This is a genomic window from Mucilaginibacter celer (genome assembly GCF_003576455.2).
In the GTDB taxonomy this organism is placed as follows: domain Bacteria; phylum Bacteroidota; class Bacteroidia; order Sphingobacteriales; family Sphingobacteriaceae; genus Mucilaginibacter; species Mucilaginibacter celer.
In genome coordinates this window covers 6,231,826-6,253,485 of record NZ_CP032869.1, presented here as the reverse complement: position 1 = coordinate 6,253,485, position 21,660 = coordinate 6,231,826, and the positions used below count along the sequence as shown (strand labels likewise).

Genomic DNA, 21,660 nt, shown 5'->3' with positions numbered 1-21,660 from the left:
GCGTGAGGAGAAATCCTGTACGCCCTGTAATGCGGCCTTGCATACTTTAAGCCGGGGCGTAGAAGATTTCTCTTTCGCTCCTATGCTCAATCCTCCCCGCCGCTCTATCGAAATGACATTTTTTTAGTTATAAATTTATTCTTCTAACCCTCTTTGCGGCTTGCCGTAGAGAGGATGGCCCGGCGAAGCGCAGACCGGGTGAGTAATCTACGCCGCCTCATCCCTGGTATTCCTCACCAAACTTATCCCCGTCGAGAAAAAGATCAGCGAAATAATGCCTATAACCACCATAGTGGTTACCTGCGCGCTATGGTTAATAATAGCAACGCCGGTATAAATAAGGCCAATGATACCAAGCACGCTTAGTATGGCTCCAAATGTTCTTTTTAAGTTCATGACAGATGTAATGTTTTTTAAAGCATTTTTTAAAAAACAAATAGCACACCAATAATTAGTGTTACTTTTATTTTAAACTAATAAACCAAAGCCATGCCCGAATCATTAGGATCATTTGTAGGAATAATCATTTTTGTAGCAATTCTTATTGGACTTTTTAGCTCTTTTGTGTCTGTAAAACAGGGCACAATAGTAGTTATTACCGTATTTGGCAAGTACCGCCGCATCCTTACTCCGGGGCTTAATTTCAAGATCCCTTTTATCGAAAGCATTTATTCTAAAATTTCTATCCAAAACCGCTCTGTCGAACTGGAGTTCCAGGCCGTTACTTATGATCAGGCCAATGTTTACTTTAAGGCCATGTTGTTGTATTCAGTATTGGATCAGCAGGAAGAAACCATCAAAAACGTGGCCTTTAAATTTGTTGATGAGCGTAACCTGATGCAGGCCCTTATCCGCACCGTTGAAGGCTCCATCCGTGCTTTTGTAGCCACCAAACGCCAGAGCGAGGTATTGATATTACGCCGCGACATAGTTGAGCACGTAAAAGAACAACTCGACCAGATCTTAGAAACATGGGGCTATCACCTGCAGGATTTGCAATTGAATGATATCACTTTCGACGACGTGATCATGAAATCAATGAGCCAGGTAGTCGCTTCAAACAACCTGAAAGCCGCTGCCGAAAACGAAGGACAGGCACTGCTCATCACCAAAACCAAAGCCGCCGAGGCCGAGGGTAACGCCATCAAGATTTCGGCACAGGCCGAGCGTGAGGCTGCACAGCTGCGCGGCCAGGGTATCGCCCTGTTCCGCGAAGAAGTTGCCCGTGGTATGACTGTTGCTGCCAAAGAAATGGCCGAAGCTAATATGGATACCTCGGTGATTTTATTTACCATGTGGACGGAATCGATCAAACATTTTTCGGAAAACTCGAAAGGCAACGTTATTTTCCTGGATGGCTCAACCGATCAGATGCAGCATACGTTAAAAGAAATGATGGCCTTAAACCTTTTACACACCGACAACGTCAAAAAGTAAAAGTTTGAAACCGCCATTTTTTAAATGAAAAAGAATATTGTGAAAGGGGTAGGCCTTACGGCTATGTGTGTATTAACGCTGATAACGACGGCTTCGGCCCAATCGTCATTTCATCAGCTTACCGCCAATGATTTTTGGGGAACGCCGCGGGCTAATGCCGGCGGCGTTGTTGCTTATACCAATTGCACTATCGATTATCGCTACCAGGCCCGGCGCGAAAGCGGGGGCTACCGGCTTAACTTTAACATCAGGCTTATCCTCAATAACAATAAATCATGGCTGGATAAAAGCCGGGTAAGTACGCCTCAGCAAATGACGGAGATATTGAAGCACGAGCAAGGTCATTATACCATTGCGTTTTTAGAGCAGCAGGAGTTATTACGTATAGTAAGCCGCACCCGTTTCAGCAGCAACTATAACTACGAGGCTATGGCCATTTTTAACCGGATTGATGCCAAGTACAAGCAACTTAATGCCGACTATGATGAAGATACCGTACACATGACTGACCGTGTGCAGCAGCATAGCTGGGATCTGTATTTTCAGCAAAAGCTTAAGTTTTTGCCCGAGGATGATGAGGGGTAAACAAGTCATTTATATTTAAGAATCGTCTGCTATCACCGCATGTTCAAGCGTCCTTCGCTTGAATAATCCGAAGTAGGAGCGTCCACGCTCCAGTAATGCCGTAAGCGTGGACGCCATAGCCGTTAACTTAAGGAAAAGAACACTTCATTCAGTATATGTAGACTGGCTTTTTTTCCTTTTTTAGGTTCAATAAGAAGATTCTTCACAACGCTGGCTGAAAATAAATCACACCAAATGGTAAAATGCAGTTTTCCGCTAACAACCATTCTCAACAAGTGAGAGCATTGCCTGGCCTGCTTAAAAAACTTCCATACGGAGCAGGCATTATCCGGTGAATTTTGCCTAATAAAGTTCGCCAAACATCGGAATATCTTCCAGTTAAGGATTATCCAAATGAATTTAGCCATCAACTGGCATTCCAGTCGTTCTTTTTTTACAGCTTTAACTTTGTGCATGTCGAGCAACGATTTCCATGTCTTAAATACCAATTCAATTTGCCAACGTAAACGGTACAGTTGAATAACTTCTGTAGCATTGAGTAACTCAATTGTTGTATTTGTAATAAATATGCTAAACCGGCAGCGGTACTTATAGTCATCAGTAAGTTCATAACCAACGCTTTTGGCCCGTATTTGAGCCTTCCGGATCCTTTCAGACCATACTTTTTCGGGCACAGGCACAGCGATCAGCCGGCAATCAAAGGCATCCTCTCCCTTTCCTATAGTGACCATGGTTTCAAAACGATTACGCTTGCTTAGTTGCATTTCCTGATAAAGTGTATGCCAATTAATCGCTTTTCCCGTACTGCGCGAGATCGGTTTCCAGCCCGGATGCAGCCTGTTAAGGAAAAAGGCTTTTTCTGTAGATACCTTCAGCAAATATCCGTGGGTAACATAGCCAAGGTCACGGATATGCAAATCTCCCGCCTTAATATCCTGTAAGCTTCTTTTTGAATAAGCTTTATCATTTTCAGATACTTTGGTCAATTCAAGGGTTTCCCAGTTACCTTGCTTAAGATCAAAGGCATACTGCATATTCATCAAGGCCTTGCTTCTGGCTCCGCCAAACCCAGGATAATCATCTTTATATTGTTGAGGTAAGGCAAATTTGCATGAATCTGTAATCATTACCCGGGTAAAAGGCTTCCAGTCCTTTCCGCTTTTTATATCCAGCTTTTGGGTGATCTGTTCTGCCAATACTGATTTTAAAAAACTGAAGCTATGTTCATTAAACCGTTTGTGCAAGGCTACTTTACTCAGCGATTTTTGATGTTGGTGAGCCAGATCGTTACAGCAATCCTGAAGGCTTAGCCTGCTATGATCGAACTCGCTGAACATCAGCGTATCGATAAACTCTTTTGGCTTAAGTTTAGAAGTCCTTTGCAAAAATCCAGTTCTGCGGGCTATGGTATCAAGTTGTAAAGGATCAAGGAAGCCGGCTATATTGTTTTTTAATGCAGATGAGCAACTTGTGATAAATGCCTCCTGATTGAAAATAAATGGAACTTTTCCCCTACAAAAAATTCAATTTGTTTTTAAAAATGCCTATATTTAAATAGAAAAAGGCGGTATACGTCTGGAAAACAACCGCCTTTTTTATTAAAAATAAAACTATACAAATATGGGAAAATCTAAGTGGTTTTGCCCATCGGCGAAGCCCCGCCTATACAACATCTTAAAAAAAACTTCTCAAAATTTCCTTAAGTTAACGGCTATGGCGGGGACGCTTACATTTAGTATGGTTCAAGCGTGGACGCTTAAACCTGCATCTCGCTGTGTTTTATCTTCGCTGCTATCTCTTTAAGTTTTGATTCTTTTTCAAGTCTTGTTTCATGACTATTGTAGTCTTGCCTCTTTTCTTAATTTAACTGGCCTATATTTGCTATTATCCTCATGGCCGATCAATCCTCCAACTCCCACCGTAAAATCATCCATATTGATATGGACGCTTTTTACGCATCGGTTGAGCAGCGGGATTTTCCGGAGTATCGGGGCAAACCATTAGTGGTTGGCGGGTTACCCGAAGGCCGGGGCGGCGTAGTTGCAACCGCCAGTTATGAAGCCCGGAAGTTTGGCGTACGATCGGCCATGTCATCAAAAAAAGCATTGCAGCTTTGCCCGCATGCCTTGTTTGTAAGGCCGCGTTTTAACGTTTATCGGGAGGTTTCGCAACATATCCGGGAGATTTTTAGCAGATATACCGATTTGATCGAACCGCTTTCGTTTGATGAAGCTTATCTGGATGTAACGCAGGATAAACAGAACATAGGTTCGGCCATCGAGATTGCCAAACTTATTAAACAGGCTATTAAAGATGAGTTGCAGCTTACCGCATCAGCCGGAGTATCTATCAATAAATTTGTAGCCAAAATAGCCTCGGATATCAATAAGCCTGATGGGTTGAAATTTATAGGCCCGTCAAGCATCGAAACTTTTATGGAGCAATTGCCGGTAGATAAATTTTTTGGCGTAGGCAAGGTAACCGCCCAAAAAATGAAGAATATGGGCTTACACACCGGAGCAGACCTGAAACGGCTGGAAGAAGGCGAACTTGTAAAACATTTTGGCAAGGTTGGCCGGTTTTACTACCAGATAGTACGCGGCATTGATAACCGTGAGGTGCAACCCCATCGCGAAACCAAATCTATGGGTGCCGAGGATACTTTTGCTTATGACCTAACTACGCTTGAAGAGATGGAAGCCGAGTTGGATAAAATCGCGCTTATTGTTCATAACAGGTTACTGAAATATGAACTGAAGGGCCGCACGGTTACGCTCAAAGTAAAGTATCACGATTTTAAACAGATCACCCGAAATCAATCTTTCACTTCACCAATAAATGACCTGGAAACTATTAGCAATACGGCAAAACAGTTAATGGCAGCTACGGGAGTAGATGATGTTAAGGTACGTTTATTGGGGATCTCACTTTCTAACTTTGGCGAGTTGACGGTGAAACAGCGGGATGATAAAGAACTGGGGCCGGGCGATCAGTTGGAGCTGGAGTTATAAAGGATTTTAGTTCGGAAGCAGAATGCTTCCAACAGTTTAGGTCGAAGTTACGCTATCGCTAAACTTCAACCAATAAATCTAAACCCTGCGAGACCGTGTCTCCACGGCCGATTGCATACCTGAGCATTGCCCATGAAGACACGGGCAGGGGGATTTTTAGTTCATCATCCTACCCGCAATATCCACCGTTCTTCCAAACGGATTAAAATACCTGTTGGCCAATATAGCAAACTCCCTCCGTGTCACCGGCCGTTTCAAATCAAAATCCGAACTGAATTTATACTGCGCCTTCCAGGCTTTTTGCATGCCAATCTCCAGCGTATGCGGATCTGTCAATGTGGTTTCGCTGATGAATGAAAGCAGGTTGCCTATGGTAAAAACCGGGCCCGGTTTTTCGCGGTTAAACCATAAAAAAGCCCGGGTGTAAATTTCTTTCAGCACGGGCTCAACCTCGGCAGTAGCCACAAGCGAGTCGGGTTGAAACAGCAGCTTTGCGGTATTGCCATCAGCCTTTTGCACACCTCTTAATAAGCCCGAAGCACCTATTTGCTGTATGGCCCTGAAATAAGGATCAGTTGGCTTAACATCGGCAAAAGGCATAATCCAGGCTTTAAAATCAAGCAGTTCGCCCTGTATTATCCTTACATTGAGGTTTTTTGTAGTGGTTTTAAAAAAGGCACAATACGCGGCCGTGGCACCTGCCCCCTGCCCTACAGCCATCTGCACAGATGGGTACATCGTGCTGGCATTTAGCAAGTGCGTTACCGACATAGCCTTGCCCGTAACCAGTAAATTGTCCTGATCTTTTAAAACAATAGCCCCAAGCGGAACCCCATAGGCCGGAAAAGCTGTATAATTAACCACGGGCGCGCCACCTTCACTATAATGCTGCCCCGGAAAAGCATCACCTACCGCTATAGCCGTACGGTAAAGTTTCGATTCGTAATCATAAGGTTTATACACATCATCAAGCGTCATACGAATCAGACCGCTTGCTGCACGGCCAGCTTCGCGCAAATAGGGTTGTGAAGGTAAATTATCGGGGGTGCCAAAACCATCGTCAAGCCCAAGGTTTTTATAACCAAATTCGGTTTGTAAATAATAAATCAAGCCCAGGGTATGTAATTTAGCTTTGGCGTAAAACGCCTCGCGATTTTCAGGCTTTAAATCGTTTGCGGTTACCGGGTATTGAGTGCCGCAAATCCATTTAATCATGTATTTATCATTAGGTAGTTTGCCTTCGTTAAGCATTTGCCCGATGTTTTTACCTTTCAAACAAGCATACCTTGAAGGATCGTATCCTTCCGGGCGGGCAATTGTTTTATCGGCCGATTTGCCAAAATCTTTTAAAACAGCAATCCAGTTCAGATCCTGAATTTGTGGTGATGCGTTTTCAGGAGCGAGCACTTCGCCCGTTTCTTTTTTGGCATCGAAGCCGTAAATCAACTTTTCGCCGGCCTTCAGGGCAACATCTCCCATTTCGGTGGCGTCAATAACCACTTTGGCTTTTATTGTTGTTGTTTTACCATCAAGCGTGGCGCTCACATCCCAGCCGGTTCCATCTTTTTTTATGCTGATGAACGGGCTGTTTAATTTTACCGTGAGGCTTTTTACAGTATCGGTTATTTTTTTGAGGATAGCTGCGCCGGTATAAGGTTCAAACCTTAGTACGGCGTTGTAAGTTGTATCGTAGCCCGGAGCCTTAGCATAAAATTCGCGTACCCTTCGCCTGAACTCGCCCCAGATGCCGGTTGGCAAATTGCGGTTACCGTCTAACACGCAAATCCCGCCCGAGGTAAGACTGCCGCCAAGCCATGGGCCCTGCTCAATCAGCATTGTTTTCAGTTTGCTTCGTGCCCCCTGTATAGCCGCTGCGGTTCCGCTGGCGCTGCCGCCTATTACCAATATGTCGGTTTTAATGGTTTGGGCAAAGGATTGTGTACAATTAAATATTAAAAGTACAAACAGTAACTTTTTTATCATCAGTTAAATCTACAGAACGCTAAAATAAGCAAGGCAGATATAATAAAACAATTGTTTTGGTTTTGTGAACTAAAAACAGCAACCGGCCTTGGCTATCTCCTGATATCATAAAGAGCACTTATTGATAATTGTCACTATGATATTGTAACAAATGTCCTCTTAGCCCGAACGGAGGCAATCTACCTTTGACTTATTAAATTAAAATAAAATGAAAAAACTAATTTTGATCACAGCGTTTGCCATCATATCCATGGCTGCCAATAGTAAAAATGCTACGCTTGCAACAGTAACCGATAAGCCCCTGGAAAATAATTTAAAGCGCCACTCAATAGTTAGTGCGCACAATAATACCCTTCAGGATTCTTCAGCATTGAAGGTGGTTAACAGCTTCTTTGATAAATTCAGGAAGGGTGCTACGCCAGACGAACTGGCGGCCTGTTTTGATGAACAAGCTGAGTACTTTATTCCCGGCGATACCAAAAATGTACCCTGGATTGGTAAAAGGGTTGGCAGAGCTGCCATCAGCGAAAGTTTCCGCTTACTTAAAGCAAACATTCAACCCGAAAAACTGATCTTTACCGATATACTGGCTAAAGGCGACCGCGTGGTTATTCTCGGATATCTTGAATCCCGCATGAAAAAAAACAACAAGCAAATGAAGTCTGAGTTCAGTATTGATATTATTGTTAAAAATGGCCTGCTTACCCGTTATCATCTCCTGGAGGATTCTTTTGAAGTTGCTGATAAGACCAAACTTTAAAATTATACAATTAAATAAGGCGGCTTCTGTTTTAGAGGCCGCCTTTTTGATTTATAATATCCTTCGTGATTGACTATAGTAATTAAATGATACCATTCAAAAAAACACCTGCACGGATTAACCGGCATCTCCATGCGAACCCTGTATAATTGAAGAGCTTCTCTTTCCGGCATGTTTTCGGACCCGACTAAGTGTTTCACGGGTAAGCCCAAGGAAGGAAGCGATCATATAAAGCGGAATTCTATTATATAAAGTTGGATATTGGCTAACAAAATTTTCATATCGAATCTCAGCAGTTTCGCTGATATTGCTGTAAATCCGATTCTGATGAGCTTCGAAATTCCTGGCGGTGAGATTGTCAATAATCTGCTTAAAGTTGGGGGCTGCTTCCAGCACCAAATTCCATTTTTCTTTTGTAAACCTGATCAGCTCGCTATCCTCAAGTGCTTCTATATAACAAAGAGAAGGCTGGCCAGACATAAAGCTTGTAAAATCGGAGATCCACCAGTTCTCAATAGCGAATTTCATCACATGTTCTTCCCCGCCCGCACTTACGCGGAACAAACGGAAACTCCCCTTAACAACAAATCCGATAAAATCACTAACCTCACCTTCTTCAAGCAGGTATTGATTTTTCCGGATTCTTTTTTGTACCGAAGCATTTGCAAGCAACTTCAGTTCCTGGCTTGTCAATGTTCCTTTTTCATGAAGATATTCTACAAATGATGCAAGCATTTGAGCGCCTTTTTAGCAAAGCTATTTAAAAGGAGCAGCATTTTTTTGATGTTAGCACCAATATGTTGCTAAAATGACGCTAAAGCGAATTAGGTGTTAGCTGTGGAATTACGGGCGGCACAATAATGCCGCCCGTGGGATGATTATTTCATTAAATTGATATTGGTCAGCCCGCCATCTGATAAAATTTCTGTACCAACGATAAAGGCGGAATCATCTGATGCCAGGAAAGCGGCAGCTTTGCCAATGTCGCCGGATGTGCCCATCCTGCCAACAGGTGTTATATCAACCCACATTTTCTTAACAAAGTCCACCTGTTCGTCCGGTACTATCTTTCCAAATACCGGGGTGTCGATTGATCCCGGAGACAAGGTGTTTACCCTGATCCTTCTTGAAAGGAGATCAAGTGATAAGCCTTTGGCAAGCGAAATCACGGCGGCCTTGGCAGCGCCGTAAATAGTCATGCCGGGCGCTGCACGGTGGGCAGCGCTTGACCCGATAAGGATAACGGATGCCCCGTCATTCAGGTAAGGCAAAGCTTTTTTCACCGAAAAATAGGTACTTTTAAGGTTAAGGTCCATATAAAGGTCATAGTTTTCCTCGGTCACATCATCTATTCCTGACATTTTCTGCCCGTCAACAATGCCACCGGCATTCACTACAAGCGTATCGATCTTACCGAATCTTTCGGCCGTTATCCTGAACACATTCTCCAGATCGTCTAAATTGGTCACATCGCCTTTTAATCCGATAAATCCATCACCCAATTGTTTTGCAGCGCTGTCAAGCGTGGCCTGGTTCCTTCCCGTAATCACACCAGTGGCACCTTCGTTCTTTAATGCCTCGGCTACGCCGAATCCTATCCCGCTATTACCTCCGGTAACAACGGCAACTTTGTTTATTAACTTCATTTTTTTGTTATCTGTTATTGTTCAAAGTTGACGAGTTCCCGGCAGTAGAAAAAAGACATTTGTAACCAAATCACTGTGACAAATGTCAATAAATTCAAACCAGATACGGAGCGTTACCGGTTAAAGCGATGCGATAACAGATGCCTGCCTCATGGTGCTCCTGATGTAGTTTATCCAATCCTCTATAAGCCCCAAAGCCATCTGTGACTATTTTCGCATCAGCACTCACAGTTTCGGCTATAACCGGCTTTATATTGACTTTATTTGCCTTTTCTATCACCTTTAATTTTATCCTTCCGTTTCGCTCCAATAAGCCAATAACCGGTTGCTTATGTTCCATCCCGGTAACCTGGGTCCCCTTTTCTTTGCGCTCATCCCGTTTTTTCTTTGAGTGATTACGCATTGCCCCGCCCAGATAGGTCTCATCTATTTCAACTATCCCATTAAAAAGGTCTTTATCTTCTCCTTCCTGCATCGCTTTACGGATACGCATCTGTAAATACCAGCCTGTTTTTCGGTTGATACCTAAATCCCTGGCAAGTTGGCGGGCAGATAAGCCTTTTTTAGCATTCAAGATTAAACTAATAGCCAGGAACCATTGGGGTAAAGGCAGCTTCGTATCTTCGAAAATAGTCCCGACCAATACACTGTAGCTGCGATTGCACTCATGGCATTGATGCCGATGGGTGGCTGTACGTTTACTGCTTCGCTTCCCCCCACAATAAGGGCATGTAGGCTCTGCCTGCCACCTTATGTGCTCAAGATAGTTTATACAGGTAGCTTGATCCGGAAATTTATTAATCGTCTCTATTATGTTCATCTCCATAAAGATACGTATTTTTTATGTCAATTTATGGGCTATTACTCTCCCAAGAGCGGCGATATCAAATACCGCGACCTGAACGGCGACGGAAAAATTGATGGTGCGGATCAAACTTTTTTGGGCAATCCGGGCATCCCGCAAATAGTTTACGGTTTCGGTATATCCACTACCTATAAAAACTTCGACCTGTCGGGATTTTTCCAGGGACAGGCCAAGGTTTCTTTCATGAGTGATGCTGCCCGTACAGCGCCGTTTATCAAAAGCCCGGATTCGTACTTTACCGGTAATACGCAGTTATTGAAAGCTTATGCCGATGATCATTGGTCGGAAGATAACCAGAACCTTTACGCCCTTTATCCAAGGCTGGGGCCGGATGGCGCGGTGATTGAAAATAACCGCCAGTCAAGTTCATGGTGGCTGCGCGATGGTAGTTTTCTTCGCCTTAAATCAATAGAGTTCGGCTATTCCTTACCAACGCAATGGACCAAGGCGCTCAATGTTAAAAAAGCGAGGATTTATTTTAACGGGCTTAACCTGCTTACCTGGAGCCCTTTCAAACTCTGGGATCCGGAACAGGGAGGGAATGCCTTTGCCTACCCGGTGCAAAAAGTATTTAACGTAGGCCTTAACGTGAACCTGTAATATTTAACAAAGACATTAATTTGATATGAAAATACACTTCAAATACATATTGGTCGCATTACTGGCAACAGGTTTCCTTGGTTGCAAGAAATACCTTGATGTTACCCCCGATAACGTAGGAACCATAGATTACGCCTTCCTCAACCGCAACGAGGCCGAAAATTACCTCTTTACCTGCTACGCTACTTTACAGCAGCTACGCTACCCGCAAAACGATGGCGGCTTCACCAATTCGGGCGAGGTAATTTTTCCTAATAACCTGAGCGATAACCAGGGCATCGACCCAACCGGCTTTAACCTCATCCGCGGAACACAGAATACCCAAAACCCCGGCTTAAATTATTGGAACGGCGAAAACGGTGGCCAATCAACCTTTAAAGCCCTGCGCCGCTGCAATACAATGCTCGAGAATATCGACAAGCCTACCGACCTGACTGCCGGTGAAAAGAAACGCTGGATAGCCGAGGTTAAATTCCTGAAAGCGTACTATCATTTTTACCTGTTCAGGATGTATGGCGCCATCCCTATCATCGATAAAAACCTGCCTATCACCAGTTCGCAGGAGGATGTAGATATTAAAAGGGCACCGGTAGATTCGGTGGTGAACTACATGGTGCGCCTGCTTGAACAGGCCGCTCCCGATCTGCCAGAGGTGATCAGCAACCAGGCTACCGAGTTAGGGCGCATTACCAAACCTATCGCCCTATCGGTAAAAGCGCAGATTTTGGCTACGGCTGCCAGTCCGCTTTATAATGGTAACCCAGATTACGCAAGTGTGAAAAACAAAGACGGACAAGCTTTATTTAGTTCGGCCTATGATGGTACCAAATGGGATAAAGCCGCGGCAGCTTGTTTGGAAGCCATAACAGATTGCGAAGCGAATAGCATCAGGCTAAGCAGATTTACAGCCCCCGCCAATATCCCCGGAAACTTAACCGACTCGCTAAAACAAGTTTTAACCCTGCAAACAGCCATCACTGCCGAGTGGCAGCTTAACCCGGAACTGATCTGGGCCTTAAGCCCTACTTTCCCGGTACAAAGTTTTTGTATGCCGAGGTTAACCGCGGCTTCGGCCGCTACCGCAATTTTCCAGGGAACTTTCGCGCCGCCTATTTCTGAGCAGGAATTATTTTATACCAACAAAGGTTTGCCTATTGATCAGGATGCAAGCTACAAGCTAAGCCGTTTTGTGATGTGGGAACGCCAGAACGAGTTCGCCTACGGCTTCAGTAACCCTAAAACGTTTACCATATGGGGATCTAACAAAGCGCAGCCGCAGGATGTACAGCTACCACTTTCATCGCCTGTGGGTACGGTGGTTGGTGATTGGATTAACCTGGGCAATTACCGCTATCCTGATCCGCCATCGGGTGCCTCGCCTACTACCATCACCGCTGCCGACAGGGCCTTTGTTGCCGCCGGTGTTGAGTTTAAAGTTGCCATAGCGGCGCCTGCCATCCATTTTATAAGGGTAGCTGTAGCCAATGTATGGTCGGGCGGAGATTCGGCACACATTATGGAATTATCTTTTTATGGCAAGCCCGAGTAATTAACCATTAAAACTTTAGCAATGAAAAAATTGATCTATATACTTTGCTGCTGCTTTATGCTGATAGCGGTTTACAGCTGCAAAAAAAATCACCAAACCGATTTCAGAAATTTTTTGGGCGATCATGAAGTTGTTTACACCGGCTCGGTTGGCAAGGTAACCATCCAACCCGGTAACCTGGAGATAGGGCTGAAATGGGCTGCCAGCAGCGACCCATCCATCACCAAATATGTAATTTACTATAACAACAAAGCCGATTCGAGCGTGGTAAACATCAGCGGGAAAACTGATACCATCAGGGCGGTTATTAAAAACCTGGCCGAGTATACTTATTCATTCACCATATACTCGTATGATGCTAAGGGCAACAGATCGATCCCTACCGAGATCAATAACGCCAAGGTTTATGGGCCGCTTTATATCGGCACTTTGCAAAACCGCAGTTATAACGCAACAAGGCGAAAATCATTTGCGCGGGAATTGGAAACACTGATCGGCGAAGGTTACCTGCTGTCTCTGTCTGAACAGGATATGGAACCGGTATTAGGCGCTTTATCCGCCACGGGCCGCCTGTGGATCAGTGAGGCGACTATCGACGGATTGATCGATCAGGAAGAAAAAGCCGTGTTTACCTACCTGCGCAGAATGGCTGGCCTGTTGCAGTTGATCGCTACAGAACAAGGCAAAAAGGATCTGCAGAAATTCATGAAAACCTTAAAATAAAGTTCGCATATATATCAAAAATGGGAAGAAGAGTATGCCCGGCAAATTGTGGAAATAGAACGGAAGAATAATCGATCAATAAGTCTCCTTACAAGCCTTCGAAATACTGACTTTTCAAACTCACACTTATGCAATTTTAACAATTGCCATTCAATTAGTTGTGAAAATAAAAAAGCGAAAACAAGCATTCGTTTGCTCATTTTCGCTTTTAGCGGAATGGACGGGACTCGAACCCGCGACCCCATGCGTGACAGGCATGTATTCTAACCGGCTGAACTACCACTCCTCCGTTTGGGAGTGCAAATATACAAACCGTTTTGGTTTATGCAAATTGTTTTTTCTTAAAAAGCAGAAAAAAAATTTGACATATAAAAAAAGCGCCTTAATCAATGATTAAGGCGCTTTTTAACAAGATTTGAATCTTTTCTTGCGGAATGGACGGGACTCGAACCCGCGACCCCATGCGTGACAGGCATGTATTCTAACCGGCTGAACTACCACTCCTCCCGTTTGGGTGTGCAAATATACAAACCATTTTATTCCACGCAAATTGTTTTTTTAAAAACAATCAAAATATTAAATTTTAAATTATGCAGGTGTTTTTAACATTCCGTTAAAGTGCTGTTTATCAAATTTTAGCATATGCCGATTAAGAAAAACGCTCAAAAGCTTATCGCACATCAAAACTAAAATATTGACTTGCCACATCGCCCGATGGGGTGATGCCTTGTATAATTCCGATGTATTTGCCGGCTATATCCGAGGTATAAAATGAAACCTCGCTTTTTTGCTCCGGTACTGTATTGATATCAGGAGCCCAGTAAAGCGTGGTTCTAAAATCGGGCAACCTGCTTTTACCTGTAGCATCGGTGTCATAAGCGGGCGAATAAAACTCGCGCTGAAGCTGTAAACCTTCATAATCAAGTACAACTGCATGCGGATCCATTTCAACGCCTCCCAGGTCGCCTTTGTAGGTTGTAAAACTTAGTATACCCTCGTGTACCGATGGGCCCCAGTAATACCTGTATGGTACATCCTCAAGCTTTCGTATTTTTAAAGGATCGATAGCCATTACCTTATCAATATTAAATACTGGTACATCATCCAGCAAAACCAGTGGGTCGCCGTCAAGAAAGCCCTTTTCGTTCAGCACTTTTATGTGGTATCGTTTTTGCGATTTGTTGACCCATACCTCTCTTACGTACTCCCGCAGCACTTCTTCCATGGTAGTAAAACGGGTGTAATTATCCAGGAGATAGGTTTTAAACGGAGTTGCATAAAAACCCGAGCTATCAACCCGCGGTTCATAAAAATTCCTGATTTTGGCACCCGAGTATGTGTTTTGAACCTGCACGGCAAGGTTATGCTCTTCAATCGATTTTCGCATGGCGGCAAGCAACTGAAACTTAGGCTCGGTATATGCCGAGTATTGTTCAGAAAAAGGGCTTAAAATGTCGATACGATAGGTCGAGTCGCGCTCGGTATTGGTTTGGGCTACTATTTCGCCGGGGCCAAACAACTGCGCTGTGTTGAAGATAATTTTACCGGTAGTATCACTATTGGCTGCAAACAATTGTACTCTTTTGCCGGGAACGCTTAAATAGGTCACCACATCTTTTGCAGGAGTACCCGTTATGGTGTTGGTTACTTTTCCGGTTATCAGGTGGCCGTCATGTTCGGGCAAAAAGGTAAAAGCAGGCGTTTTGTTGCTTAATACGTTACTCCACATAAATCTTCTCCAACCCTGCGAAAGCATCAGGTTATCAAGGGCCGTATTTGCTTCGTTGTTGTTATTATTCATATAGTAAGCTGCCGAGTCAATATTACCCCTTAAGTCTGCTCGTAACCACATATAACTGAATATATCGCCGGCATCAACCTGCTGCAGCGAGTCGATCCGGTAAACCGACATAGATAAGTTTGCTGCCAGCGGCTTCCCGGCCATGTCATTTGCCGAAATGCTTACGTTCACTTTCTTTCTTTGCGCGTATTGCGTTTGGTTAGCAGTGGTTTCAAGTATCACCTGTTTTTTTGGGCGTTTAAAATAAAGGCGTTCGCAAACGGGGTGTTTTGCATCATCAAAAATTGTAATGTGCGAGATCCCTTCGCCCAGTTTAGCCTTATCAATATTAAAGTGGGCTGTGCCGTCGTTAACAGATGCACTTTCGGCTATTGAAACAGATTGCCTGGTGTGTGCCAAAAGATAAACAGCGCCCGCATTAACATTTTTAATCTTTACTGTTACATCCAACGCCGGACCTCCGTTATCGTTCAATGTCATTACAAAACCCGCATTATTAGCCACCGGTAGTTCTTTAATTACAGGCGCGCCCTTATCCGTTTTAATTATGGCTTTGTACGTATCGCCTTCAAGCGGCGTAAAAATGAAACTGCCTATACCAAATTTTAAAGGCCTGAAACGTGCCACAGTATCGTTTCGCTGGTTTATAATGGTTCCGTTAAAGTTATTTACAGCGCCGTTTTCATTGCTCAGCTTAAACGCTACCTTGCCGGCTATACCGTTAACCAGGTTGCCTCCCTCCGGAAAAAACTGAACATCATAACCCAACGTGGCTTTCGCAGCAACATCTGGTGTTTTAAGCGGATTAACGATGGTTATGCTTTTTTCAAAATAATAATCAGCATTAAAATTTTTCATCCAGCTGGTATACGCACGCAGCTTATAGTTGCCGTTGGTTAATGATACGGGTATGTATAACGAGCCGTTGCCCAGACCCTTGCTTACGGCAATTTTGGCTTGCATTACGGCGTTTTGTTTACCGTCGAGCACATCGATATAGGCAACACGGCTTAAATCAAGCGGGGTATGATTACCTGCATTAACAATATAGGCTTTAAACCATAAAACCTCGCCGGGTATATAGGTGCTTTTATCGGTATGTATAAATATCTTTTCCTGGATGGTTGATTGCCCGTATTGGTTAAGGCTTTTCGTAATCTGATCTGTTACCTGGGCAAAAGAGGTTGCCTGCAAAAACAATAATGCCGAAAATGAAAAAGCAATAATCAGGGCAACTTGTTTAATTTTACTCATAGTTTGAAAGCTTATTGTATATCCGGGCATTATTTTCATTTTTTTTCGGTCCAAAATGATGGTGCCTGCACTCGTCCCCTGATCCTGCAATCGGTGCACTCAATGGTCGAGTAGGTGAAGCCTATAATACTCCTCGCCTGTGTTATATCAAGTATCGGAACTCCTGTGCCATTAACAATGAGGTTTTTTACATCGTCTTCCTTTGTTTTAGGGTTAACAAACAAAGCCGAATCGGCAGGGCCGCAATCGTATGGATATGTAGCAGTCCATTCTCTTGGTATATCGGTATTATCAATAAACACCCTTTTGGTTTGGATATTGGTTACACTTATATAACCAATAACAGGTTCGGTAGCATCCTTCAAATTGTGAACGTTGCCGGTTAGCTGGCTGGGCTGGGCATCAAATATGCTGCCTAACTGCTCGGTGTTTTTTTTTAAATTTTCCCAAAACTGGTAGGCTTCCTTGGTAAGTGCATACTGTTTTAACAATATGGTATACCGCATTTCAATTTTTTCAGAAGTGGCTGCGATAGTTGTTATCGGTTGCTGAAAAATAACATCCTGCGATAGTTTGGCCGAAGAGCCCAAAACTATTGTAGTTGATTTGTCGCCGGCAAAGCAATAGTAATTCTGCTCGGCCACGGTTCTGGGAACCACGCCCTTAATTACCTGGTCAACCATATACGATGACTGGTACCGGGCGTGGAAGCGCCAGGCTTCTTCATAAGCCCAACGGTAGTACCTTGTGCTGTTTGTAGCATCATGTGTATTTGCATAAACCTGCAGGGTGTTGTTTTTTACCGTAAAACCAATGCTATCAATTGGCTGTGTTTTCTTTACCTCAACATAATCCGAGGCATATTCTTTGTTATCGCCGGTAACTATATGCAGGCGATATTTTTTTGATGCATCCAAACTAAGGCGTGGCGCAACATAATATCCGTTACCCTGGGGGGTAAGCAAAATGGTTGATCCGCCTTCGGCTTCAACCTGTACCGTGCAGTTATCAACCCCGTTGGTTTTTACGCTGCTTGATATATTTACCGTTTTGCTTAGTTTAACGATGGTCGAGTCGTTGCCGTTATTAATCATACCCTCCACCACAAAATAGCTGTTAGGCGCTGTAATTACGCCGGGATTGTAAGGTTTTTTACAGGTGCTGAGTATTGTGCCTATTAACAGGCATCCCCAAAAACTATATTTCTTTATCTTTTCCATTACTTAAAACCTGATATTGTAATTGATAAACGGGATTGGCTTGGCAAATATGGACAGTTTATAGCCCGTAATTACGCCACCCTGCTCGGTAAAATACGTTGAATACGCGTTTTGCCGTCCTGTTAAATTGTATACACCGATAGTGAACGAATTATGCGTTAACTGGTGCACCTTATGATTGCCCTCGATATTCATTGAAAAATCTGAGCGGAAATAATCGGGAATCCGGTATGCATTCCTGTCCGAATAAAATACCCGTTCCGAGCCGCCATATTCGTATTTAGCTATAGGTAGGGTTATTGGTCGGCCGGTACTGTAGGTAACATTTAATGATACGCTGAACCGGTGCGAAAACCTGTAATTGCCAATAAAATTAAAATCGTGAGGCTTATCAAAATTGGCCGGATAGTAGGCACCTCCATTAATAAGTTCGCCGGCGTTGGGGTCGTTTTGCCGTAAAAAGGTACGCGAGTAGGTATAGCTTATCCAGCCATTAGCCTTACCTGTGGTTTTTTTAATCAACAGCTCAACGCCATAAGCCTTGCCCTCGGTGCCTATCACATCGGTTTCGATATGGTGATTGAGTACCAGGTTGGCACCGCTTTTATAATCGAGGTAATCGCGCAGCCGTTTATAATAAACTTCAACCGATGTTTCGATGGTGTTTGATTTAAGATTGCGGTACAAACCAAGCGATACCTGGTCGCCGTACTGGGGTTTGATATTGGGATCGCTTAGTTGCCAAACATCTGTAGGCGCAATGGCCGTGGTGTTTGATAACAGGTGAATGTACTGACGCAATGTATTGTAACCGCCCTTTATAGAAAGATTATCACCCAACTGGTACCTTGCCGAAAGCCTGATTTCGGGGCCCGAATAGGTTTTGATAAACTTACCGCTGGCATAATTGGTACTATCTAAAAAATTTGAACTTGTTTTAGGCAGATTAGGCGCGTAACGGTAAACTGTTTGAGGGCCGAGGTAATTATAGATAGAATATCGTAAACCGCCGCTTATCGAAAAATCTTCATTAACATCAAACTTGTCGCCTAAGTAAACAGCACTTTCAAGCGCCTTTTGGGCTGCCACAACATCAGGTGCCACCAATGATTGAGCGCTGTTTGGCTGAAAATTACCCGGATGTAATTTATAATAGATGGAACTTACCCCAAAATCGATGGTGTTTTTACGATCTCGGTAATAAGTAAAATCGGCTTTAAAATTGCCTTGATTAACATCAAAATTAAGTTTATAGGCATTTACCGGGTTTACTGTGCTTGATATATCATACTGATACCTGTCGATACCGGTTGTTATAACGCTGAATAGTTTATTGTTGAAATTATGTTTCCACTTCAGGTTGATGTTTTTATTACTGTAACCGTATGATGTATCGCTGTTAAGCTTAAACTTATCCCTGCTAAGATAGGTGGTTAAATACAAGCTGTTTTTATCATCAAACTGGTGGCTGATATCGAGGTTAACATCGTAAAACGAGGCCTGGCTGTGCTTATAGGCATCGGGCAGTAATTTAAGCAGCCAATCTGAATAGGTGGTACGGCCGCCAAACGAAAACGAGGTTTTATCTTTGATGATAGGCCCTTCAACATTAAGCCTGCTGGTTATTAAACCGATACCTGCCGAGCCAGTGAATTTCTTTTTATTACCATCGCGGTTGGTAACATCCAAAACGGATGATAAACGCCCGCCAAATCTTTCGGGGATGCTGCTTTTGTACAGTTCAATATCCTTAACTATGTCGGGGTTAAATGATGAGAAGAAGCCAAAAAAGTGCGATGGGTTATAAATAGTGGCATCGTTCATCAAAATAAGATTCTGATCGGCTGAGCCGCCGCGTACGTTGAAACCTGTTGTGGCTTCGCCTACCGATTGTACACCCGGCAGGGTTAATACAACCCGCAATATATCGGCCTCGCCAAATACGGTAGGCACCTGTTTGATGCTTTTTATATCCAGTTTATTTACGCCCAGCTGTACGTTGCGAACATTGGCCACTTTTTCGGCAGATATTTTCACCTCTTTTAAGCTGGTTACCTGCTCCTGCATCTCAATGATGATCTTACCATCCGAGTAAAGCATAATTTGCCTGCGGGTATCGCGCATGCCAATACCTCTTACGCTCAAAATTTGCCGGCCTTTAGGCAACCTGATAGTAAAATATCCAAACTGATCTGTAGCTACGCCGGTTTTGGTATTGGTTACATAAATGCTGGCCCCAACTATTGATTCGCCCGATTTTGCTTCCTTTACATAGCCCGATAAGGTAGCAGTACCCGCCTCGAAGGTATTGGTTTTTATACCTATTTCATATAACTTATTTTCGGTAGTGGCCTCCGGAATTTTACTGTCTTTATTGTTAAATGCATTATCTATATCTGTTGATGACACGCCGGTGTTAGCCGTAGTGGCATTTGCAGGGGTAATATCAAAATAACCAACGGCCAGCCCGGTTTGTATTTCGCGGCCCCTGGTTAAAAAAACCTGTTGCTGTTTGGTTATGGCATATCTGTAAACAGTATTTTTAAAAGCAAGGCCCAATATGGTTTCAAGCGGTTTATCGTTTACCTGGAGGGTAACCTTTAAACTATCAAACTGCATCGGATCATAAAAAAAACGATAGCCCGATTTGGCCTCCAGTTCTGTTGCAAATTGTTCAATGTTAGCCTGCTGAAAGTTTACACTTAATAATTTTACAGCGGCTTGCTGCGCGTGGGCCGTTTTTAATAAAATCAGAAAACAGAAACTTAGAAAGTAAATTTTTTTCATCCGATTGGTTTATTTTTCTGCCTGTATCTGTTAAAGGCGGTAATATTTTTTAGGCTCTGAAAACCTGCTGCATTAATTAACCAAATGATCATAGTAAGCTCCGATACCGGTCATGGCCGGTTCCGGGTTTTCGCGATAGTCGATATTGCTGGTTTTGATATATTGGCGCAGCTCTTTCTTTTTATCCTTCAAAAGATCGAGCAGGGCTCCCTTGCCGCCAAAACCAAAGTAGTCATTCCCTTTTTTGAGATAATAATCGGTGGTTTCGGTAAATAAAGTTTCGATGGTTACGGCAGCCGTAACGTTTTGAATAGCTTTGGCCCTTTTTACCAGTATACTTATATTTTTACCGGCATACAACTGGTCGTAAAAGCCGGCAGATACAGGATGTTTGCCGGCAGCATCGGCATTGATATAAACAAAATGGTGATTATGAAGCCAAAATTCGGATACCCGGTTGCTTAACAGCGAAATTTTGGTAAAATGGTTATAAAGCAGGATTACCACAACATCTTTATTGATATCATACAACATAGGTACGTTGTAGTAAATAACGCCATCGTATTTTACCGAGCCCGGGGTAAACTCTCTGATATTAAAAACATAGGCGTTGCCTTTTATAACAGGATCATAAAATTCATACTCCGGCCCGTTATACAGATGCGACTGCCTGTCTATGGCGGTGTAATAATTGGCAACTATATGATTAAGCGCCACGCTGTCTGTTGCCATTTGTGCCGATGCTTTTTCGGCAGAGATAATGGCCCAGGCAACAAATAAGGTTAGGAGGATTTTTTTGGTCATTTAGACTGCAATAAAAATGGAATTTACATGACTTTGAGGGAAATAGGAAATATGTGACGTTAAAAGTTGTATTATTTATGTTACAGGGCAATAACAATCCAGATCTTCTTTACATAAAAGGACGTCCTCTTAATTGATAATTCTAAAATCAAAACGATATAGGTGTCTTTTTATCATACATTAGTAAACAATGCTTTTCAATATGATTACATCAACTAAATTGGCGATATATTCAAAGTATCACGGCGATGGCGATATGTGGGTCAGGTTAGGGACGCTGGAAGAAAAATTAATTTTGGGTTATGACGACTGGAAATTGATTGACAGCTTAACAGAAGACTTGAATCTTAGTAAAAACGTTAAAACCTCCAGAGAATATCAGGACAAATTGCAAAATACGATAGCTCAATGCTGCGACAATGCGGCTACCATCGCATATTTAATTCAAATTGCGTCAGAACACTAAGTTGTTTTAGGCGTCTTTAAGCATTTTAACTGATATAAGTTTTCCCTGCTAACGCACGCTCGCCCTCTGGTGCGCGGTTGCCGCGCGTTCCCCGCATGCAAAGTAATAAAACATGCCATTCCGCCACGTAAGTATTTTTACTAAAGCAGGTATTATCCCAACAAAAAAA

At 43.3% G+C, this 21,660-nt stretch carries 18 protein-coding genes and 2 tRNA genes; 8 read left to right on the top strand and 12 right to left on the bottom strand.

All coding sequences use genetic code 11. From position 1 onward, the window contains the following. Nucleotides 1-207 precede the first annotated feature (207 nt). Nucleotides 208-396: a hypothetical protein gene (locus tag HYN43_RS26030; protein WP_119406799.1), complete on the bottom strand. Its 189-nt coding sequence runs from the start codon at nucleotides 394-396 to the stop codon at nucleotides 208-210. A gap of 93 nt (nucleotides 397-489) precedes the next feature. Here HYN43_RS26030 and HYN43_RS26025 point away from each other — a divergent pair, with 93 nt between their 5' ends. Together HYN43_RS26025 and HYN43_RS26020 are read left to right on the top strand one after the other, a co-directional pair. Further along, on the top strand, nucleotides 490-1,437 hold the full coding sequence (locus HYN43_RS26025) for an SPFH domain-containing protein (RefSeq protein WP_119406798.1): 948 nt from the start codon (nucleotides 490-492) through the stop codon (nucleotides 1,435-1,437). 24 nt (nucleotides 1,438-1,461) lie between these two features. Next, entirely contained in the window at nucleotides 1,462-2,022 is a 561-nt protein-coding gene (locus HYN43_RS26020; protein ID WP_119406797.1) for a DUF922 domain-containing protein, read from the top strand. Between the two features lie 122 nt (nucleotides 2,023-2,144). Here HYN43_RS26020 and HYN43_RS26015 read toward each other — a convergent pair whose 3' ends face one another. Continuing rightward, the gene (locus HYN43_RS26015; RefSeq protein WP_281024328.1) at nucleotides 2,145-3,464 is read right to left on the bottom strand and encodes an IS4 family transposase; all 1,320 of its coding nucleotides are present in this window, start codon (nucleotides 3,462-3,464) and stop codon (nucleotides 2,145-2,147) included. Between the two features lie 450 nt (nucleotides 3,465-3,914). Between HYN43_RS26015 and dinB the strand changes: the two genes are divergently transcribed. Next, nucleotides 3,915-5,033 (top strand): DNA polymerase IV, encoded by a 1,119-nt coding sequence (gene dinB, locus HYN43_RS26010; protein WP_119406795.1) that lies wholly within the window; start codon nucleotides 3,915-3,917, stop codon nucleotides 5,031-5,033. Nucleotides 5,034-5,189: 156 nt separating this feature from the next. Here dinB and HYN43_RS26005 read toward each other — a convergent pair whose 3' ends face one another. Beyond that, complete coding sequence (locus tag HYN43_RS26005; RefSeq protein WP_119406794.1) at nucleotides 5,190-7,016, bottom strand: FAD-dependent oxidoreductase; 1,827 nt, start codon at nucleotides 7,014-7,016, stop codon at nucleotides 5,190-5,192. 208 nt (nucleotides 7,017-7,224) lie between these two features. On the opposite strand from HYN43_RS26005, the gene HYN43_RS26000 reads away from it, so the two are divergent. Further along, the gene (locus HYN43_RS26000; protein ID WP_119406793.1) at nucleotides 7,225-7,776 is read left to right on the top strand and encodes a nuclear transport factor 2 family protein; all 552 of its coding nucleotides are present in this window, start codon (nucleotides 7,225-7,227) and stop codon (nucleotides 7,774-7,776) included. Between the two features lie 117 nt (nucleotides 7,777-7,893). Here HYN43_RS26000 and HYN43_RS25995 read toward each other — a convergent pair whose 3' ends face one another. The 3 genes from HYN43_RS25995 to HYN43_RS25985 all read right to left on the bottom strand — a co-directional run bounded on the left by HYN43_RS25995 (nucleotide 7,894) and on the right by HYN43_RS25985 (nucleotide 10,248). Continuing rightward, nucleotides 7,894-8,511, bottom strand: coding sequence for a Crp/Fnr family transcriptional regulator (locus tag HYN43_RS25995; RefSeq protein ID WP_119406792.1), 618 nt, complete (start codon nucleotides 8,509-8,511; stop codon nucleotides 7,894-7,896). Between the two features lie 143 nt (nucleotides 8,512-8,654). Then, nucleotides 8,655-9,422 (bottom strand): SDR family oxidoreductase, encoded by a 768-nt coding sequence (locus tag HYN43_RS25990; protein ID WP_119406791.1) that lies wholly within the window; start codon nucleotides 9,420-9,422, stop codon nucleotides 8,655-8,657. A gap of 94 nt (nucleotides 9,423-9,516) precedes the next feature. After that, entirely contained in the window at nucleotides 9,517-10,248 is a 732-nt protein-coding gene (locus tag HYN43_RS25985) for an IS1595 family transposase (protein WP_119406790.1), read from the bottom strand. A 27-nt stretch (nucleotides 10,249-10,275) separates the two neighbouring features. Here HYN43_RS25985 and HYN43_RS25980 point away from each other — a divergent pair, with 27 nt between their 5' ends. The 3 genes from HYN43_RS25980 to HYN43_RS25970 are packed head-to-tail and all read left to right on the top strand — an operon-like array spanning nucleotide 10,276 to nucleotide 13,159. Then, complete coding sequence (locus HYN43_RS25980) at nucleotides 10,276-10,887, top strand: hypothetical protein (protein ID WP_205589828.1); 612 nt, start codon at nucleotides 10,276-10,278, stop codon at nucleotides 10,885-10,887. Nucleotides 10,888-10,912: 25 nt separating this feature from the next. Continuing rightward, a complete protein-coding gene (locus HYN43_RS25975) occupies nucleotides 10,913-12,436 on the top strand; it encodes a DUF5000 domain-containing lipoprotein (protein WP_119406789.1) in 1,524 nt (507 codons plus the stop codon). 21 nt (nucleotides 12,437-12,457) lie between these two features. Then, nucleotides 12,458-13,159 (top strand): DUF4998 domain-containing protein, encoded by a 702-nt coding sequence (locus HYN43_RS25970; RefSeq protein WP_119406788.1) that lies wholly within the window; start codon nucleotides 12,458-12,460, stop codon nucleotides 13,157-13,159. Nucleotides 13,160-13,371: 212 nt separating this feature from the next. Here the strand turns inward: HYN43_RS25970 and HYN43_RS25965 are convergent. The 6 genes from HYN43_RS25965 to HYN43_RS25940 form a co-directional block, all read right to left on the bottom strand. Then, a tRNA-Asp gene (locus HYN43_RS25965) sits at nucleotides 13,372-13,445 on the bottom strand. Between the two features lie 144 nt (nucleotides 13,446-13,589). Beyond that, nucleotides 13,590-13,663: transfer RNA gene (locus HYN43_RS25960), tRNA-Asp, on the bottom strand. Nucleotides 13,664-13,829: 166 nt separating this feature from the next. After that, on the bottom strand, nucleotides 13,830-16,214 hold the full coding sequence (locus tag HYN43_RS25955) for a hypothetical protein (protein ID WP_162996633.1): 2,385 nt from the start codon (nucleotides 16,212-16,214) through the stop codon (nucleotides 13,830-13,832). A 35-nt stretch (nucleotides 16,215-16,249) separates the two neighbouring features. Next, nucleotides 16,250-17,434, bottom strand: coding sequence for a DUF4249 domain-containing protein (locus tag HYN43_RS25950; RefSeq protein WP_119406786.1), 1,185 nt, complete (start codon nucleotides 17,432-17,434; stop codon nucleotides 16,250-16,252). A gap of 3 nt (nucleotides 17,435-17,437) precedes the next feature. Then, entirely contained in the window at nucleotides 17,438-20,221 is a 2,784-nt protein-coding gene (locus HYN43_RS25945) for a TonB-dependent receptor (protein WP_119406785.1), read from the bottom strand. Nucleotides 20,222-20,293: 72 nt separating this feature from the next. After that, a complete protein-coding gene (locus HYN43_RS25940; RefSeq protein WP_119406784.1) occupies nucleotides 20,294-21,025 on the bottom strand; it encodes a hypothetical protein in 732 nt (243 codons plus the stop codon). A gap of 202 nt (nucleotides 21,026-21,227) precedes the next feature. Here HYN43_RS25940 and HYN43_RS25935 point away from each other — a divergent pair, with 202 nt between their 5' ends. Beyond that, nucleotides 21,228-21,491, top strand: coding sequence for a hypothetical protein (locus HYN43_RS25935; protein ID WP_162996632.1), 264 nt, complete (start codon nucleotides 21,228-21,230; stop codon nucleotides 21,489-21,491). The last annotated feature ends 169 nt before the right edge of the window (nucleotides 21,492-21,660 follow it).

What these genes read in the sequence shown, in the direction of transcription:
- HYN43_RS26030 (WP_119406799.1), bottom strand. Translation starts at nt 396, where the DNA reads ATGAACTTAAAAAGAACATTTGGAGCCATACTAAGCGTGCTTGGTATC.
- HYN43_RS26025 (WP_119406798.1), top strand. Translation starts at nt 490, where the DNA reads ATGCCCGAATCATTAGGATCATTTGTAGGAATAATCATTTTTGTAGCA.
- HYN43_RS26020 (WP_119406797.1), top strand. Translation starts at nt 1,462, where the DNA reads ATGAAAAAGAATATTGTGAAAGGGGTAGGCCTTACGGCTATGTGTGTA.
- dinB (WP_119406795.1), top strand. Translation starts at nt 3,915, where the DNA reads ATGGCCGATCAATCCTCCAACTCCCACCGTAAAATCATCCATATTGAT.
- HYN43_RS26005 (WP_119406794.1), bottom strand. Translation starts at nt 7,016, where the DNA reads ATGATAAAAAAGTTACTGTTTGTACTTTTAATATTTAATTGTACACAA.
- HYN43_RS26000 (WP_119406793.1), top strand. Translation starts at nt 7,225, where the DNA reads ATGAAAAAACTAATTTTGATCACAGCGTTTGCCATCATATCCATGGCT.
- HYN43_RS25995 (WP_119406792.1), bottom strand. Translation starts at nt 8,511, where the DNA reads ATGCTTGCATCATTTGTAGAATATCTTCATGAAAAAGGAACATTGACA.
- HYN43_RS25990 (WP_119406791.1), bottom strand. Translation starts at nt 9,422, where the DNA reads ATGAAGTTAATAAACAAAGTTGCCGTTGTTACCGGAGGTAATAGCGGG.
- HYN43_RS25985 (WP_119406790.1), bottom strand. Translation starts at nt 10,248, where the DNA reads ATGGAGATGAACATAATAGAGACGATTAATAAATTTCCGGATCAAGCT.
- HYN43_RS25980 (WP_205589828.1), top strand. Translation starts at nt 10,276, where the DNA reads ATGGGCTATTACTCTCCCAAGAGCGGCGATATCAAATACCGCGACCTG.
- HYN43_RS25975 (WP_119406789.1), top strand. Translation starts at nt 10,913, where the DNA reads ATGAAAATACACTTCAAATACATATTGGTCGCATTACTGGCAACAGGT.
- HYN43_RS25970 (WP_119406788.1), top strand. Translation starts at nt 12,458, where the DNA reads ATGAAAAAATTGATCTATATACTTTGCTGCTGCTTTATGCTGATAGCG.
- HYN43_RS25955 (WP_162996633.1), bottom strand. Translation starts at nt 16,214, where the DNA reads ATGAGTAAAATTAAACAAGTTGCCCTGATTATTGCTTTTTCATTTTCG.
- HYN43_RS25950 (WP_119406786.1), bottom strand. Translation starts at nt 17,434, where the DNA reads ATGGAAAAGATAAAGAAATATAGTTTTTGGGGATGCCTGTTAATAGGC.
- HYN43_RS25945 (WP_119406785.1), bottom strand. Translation starts at nt 20,221, where the DNA reads ATGAAAAAAATTTACTTTCTAAGTTTCTGTTTTCTGATTTTATTAAAA.
- HYN43_RS25940 (WP_119406784.1), bottom strand. Translation starts at nt 21,025, where the DNA reads ATGACCAAAAAAATCCTCCTAACCTTATTTGTTGCCTGGGCCATTATC.
- HYN43_RS25935 (WP_162996632.1), top strand. Translation starts at nt 21,228, where the DNA reads ATGATTACATCAACTAAATTGGCGATATATTCAAAGTATCACGGCGAT.